The following is a 755-nucleotide window of genomic DNA, read 5'->3' as shown; positions in this document are numbered from 1 at the left end:
TCCTCGGCACCGTCACCGAGGACGTCCGCCCCGACGACACCGCCGGCACCCTGCTGGACCGGCTGGCCGAGGTCGGGGCCGGGCTGCTCGTCGCGACGATGGACGGGCTGGAGGACGGGTCGCTGCGCGCCGTGCCCCAGCCGGCCGATGGCGTCAGCCACGCCCCGAAGCTGACGGTCGAGGACGCCGAGGTCCGCTGGGCCCTGCCCGCCCACCTCGTCGACCGGCAGGTCCGCGGCTGCACCCCCGCCCCCGGCGCGTGGACGACCTTCCGCGGCGAGCGGCTCAAGGTCGGCGCGCCCCGCACCGGCGAGCCCGTCCCCGACGGCACGCCGCCGCTCGCCCCCGGCGCGCTGCACGTGAGCAAGCGCGCGGTCGCGGTCGGCACCGGGTCCGGGCCGCTCGTGCTCGGCGAGGTCGGGCCCCACGGCCGGCGCCCGATGGCCGCCGCGGACTGGGCCCGCGGGATGCGGATCGGCACCGGGGAGCGGCTGGGCGACCCGGTGGCCTAGCGTCGGACGGGTGATCCGCGACTCGACCGCCGCCCTGCTCCGCCGCACGGTCCTGGGCCGCCAGCGCTCCGGCCGCGTCCCCGGCGTCCACGCCTCGCTCGTGCGCGGCGGCGAGGTGCTCTGGGAGGCCGGCGTCGGGACGGCCGAGGTCGGCACCGACCGCCCGCCGACCGCCGACGACCAGTTCCTCGTCGCGTCGAACACCAAGACGTTCGTCGCGACGATGGTCCTGCAGCTGCGCGA

Annotated in this window: 2 protein-coding genes; both read left to right on the top strand. The window is 78.7% G+C overall.

Annotated elements, in window-relative coordinates; translation table 11 throughout:
- A partial coding sequence (locus tag EPD83_RS20275; RefSeq protein WP_407676045.1) for a methionyl-tRNA formyltransferase occupies nucleotides 1-512 on the top strand: 512 nt, incomplete at its 5' end.
- A gap of 10 nt (nucleotides 513-522) precedes the next feature.
- Nucleotides 523-755 (top strand): serine hydrolase (locus EPD83_RS20270; RefSeq protein WP_165567085.1); only part of this gene is annotated, 233 nt, incomplete at its 3' end.

Origin of the sequence: Phycicoccus flavus (assembly GCF_004025965.2) — a bacterium.
In the GTDB taxonomy this organism is placed as follows: Bacteria; Actinomycetota; Actinomycetes; order Actinomycetales; family Dermatophilaceae; genus Phycicoccus; species Phycicoccus flavus.
The sequence above is the reverse complement of the archived record's forward strand: the minus strand, read 5'-3'. Positions and strand labels throughout refer to the sequence as shown.